At 46.8% G+C, this 1,848-nt stretch carries 2 protein-coding genes and 1 pseudogene; 2 read left to right on the forward strand and 1 reads right to left on the reverse strand.

The genetic code is table 11. From position 1 onward, the window contains the following. Both BM100_RS22300 and BM100_RS22305 read left to right on the forward strand, forming a co-directional pair. Positions 1-1,080 (forward strand): RHS repeat domain-containing protein (locus BM100_RS22300; RefSeq protein WP_244896549.1); only part of this gene is annotated, 1,080 nt, incomplete at its 5' end. Between the two features lie 72 nt (positions 1,081-1,152). After that, complete coding sequence (locus tag BM100_RS22305) at positions 1,153-1,422, forward strand: hypothetical protein (RefSeq protein ID WP_092514989.1); 270 nt, start codon at positions 1,153-1,155, stop codon at positions 1,420-1,422. A gap of 90 nt (positions 1,423-1,512) precedes the next feature. Here BM100_RS22305 and BM100_RS23990 read toward each other — a convergent pair. After that, positions 1,513-1,802: pseudogene (locus tag BM100_RS23990) on the reverse strand (SymE family type I addiction module toxin). Positions 1,803-1,848: the final 46 nt, after the last annotated feature.

A 1,848-nucleotide genomic window follows, 5' to 3' on the forward strand; every position in this document is an offset into this window, starting at 1 on the left:
CGTCTGGTGGAAAAAACCGAACAGCGTGACGGCTTCCGCCCACAAGTCTGGCGCTACCGATGGAATACGCAAAACCAACTTACCCATTGCGAAACACCGGACGGCTCGCGTTGGCACTATCAATACGATGCTTTTGGTCGAAGAATACGTAAACTCAAGGTACATGACGGCAAACTGACAGCGACCAACCTGCAACGCTGGCTGGACGGCAAACCGGATTTGACACCGAGAGCCGATGCCATCATGGGGCAGGGTTACCTGTGGAGCGGTGACCAGCTCATCGAAGAGACGCCGATTTACGCGGATGGCTCGCTGGCGCTGGACAGCCGCGTACGCTGGCTGTATGAACCGGGGGCATTGACGCCATCAGCTCGTGTTGAAAAAGGCAAGCTACACTATATTATAAGCGACCATCAAGGTACGCCACGCGAGATGCTCAACGAAAATGGTACGCTAGTTTGGGCGCAGCGGCTGAAAACGTGGGGCCAAGCGGAAAAATCGCAGGTGCTTGCGTCGAATGATGCGGATTACCATGTGGGGTGCAATTTTCGGTTCTGTGGGCAGTATGAGGATGCGGAGTCGGGGCTGTACTACAATCGTCACCGCTATTACTCGCCGGAGACCGCGCAGTATATCTCGCCAGACCCGCTTGGTTTGTCGGGTGGAGTAAAACCCTATTCCTATGTCAAAAATCCTACGGGTTGGATTGATCCGTTTGGGCTGAGTGGGACATCGAATATATCCAATGCACCTCCAGACCCATACCAAGGTGTAAGAGATGCTTCAGAGTACTTGAGCTCAACGGGAGTAGACAGAGCTCGGAGAAAACAAATCATTGACTCTTTTGATCTCTCCGGTATGTCTGTACAAAAAGCTGGTAATAACCTTTATGGTAGTCGTTTTCACGGCTTTGGAAAAACGGCTAGGCCTGAAGGGCAATATGTGTTTGAAACGTTCACACCGTATACCAATAGAAGCGGGTTAGCGTTCCCCCCTGATTGGAATGGTATGACTGGGATCAAACAATTCCAAATCACACCAGGCACAACTATCATTAGGGGACGTAGCCCCTCAGTATGATTTTGGCCCTCAATATAGTGGTGGTGCCGAGCAAATATTTGTTCTTGAACCTTGGAAATATAGATCTTTAAAATGAAAACATCAGGTAAAACTTTTTTAACAGATGCTCTCCAATTAGTTTCTGACGCAATAGAATTGCATCAACAAGGAAAAAAAGCGCCTTTGTCTATTAATGTGCTAAATCAGATAAAAAAAGAATTGGAAGAGATGGTAAAGGCTATGAATCCAAATAGTTACGTACCGTCTTATCCAAGATTTATTATAGATTGGCCTGATGATTCAGGACTTATAGAAACACTGCTTAATGTGTCTTATAACTATAAACGGATAAAGGCGAATTAAAAAACTAACGTTGTTCATAAAAATATAATGCTGGAAAGATCTCCGAGATCTTCCGGCGTCTTCTTTTTAAGAGCGGCTCATTCCCTGCCCTTAGCGACTTTTATAGTCACCAATCAGTTCTCGCATTCTCAGCTTAATCTCACTGACTTGCTCGAGCTGGTATTGCTGTTTAAGGCTGTTGGTCTCGGAACTCCCGGGGATCAACATTAAACAGCCGTCCATGGTTTTCACCATCACCGAGCCACCAATCTCAAAGCCTACAGCCTTAAGCCATTGTCCTTTAAGGTGAATCGCGGGACGTATCCCAGAGTGTAATAACGCTCTGTTTTCTCAGCTTTATTTTGAGCCACGTTTTGCTTAGAATGCGCCTTAGCCCTCATTCAACTCCTTGATAGTTGTTTATGGTTAGCGGCGTAGATGTGTTGG

Origin of the sequence: Xenorhabdus mauleonii (assembly GCF_900113945.1) — a bacterium.
Lineage (GTDB): Bacteria > Pseudomonadota > Gammaproteobacteria > Enterobacterales > Enterobacteriaceae > Xenorhabdus > Xenorhabdus mauleonii.

Excerpts from the sequence above, each read along its gene's own strand:
- BM100_RS22305 (WP_092514989.1), top strand. The coding sequence starts at position 1,153 with ATGAAAACATCAGGTAAAACTTTTTTAACAGATGCTCTCCAATTAGTT.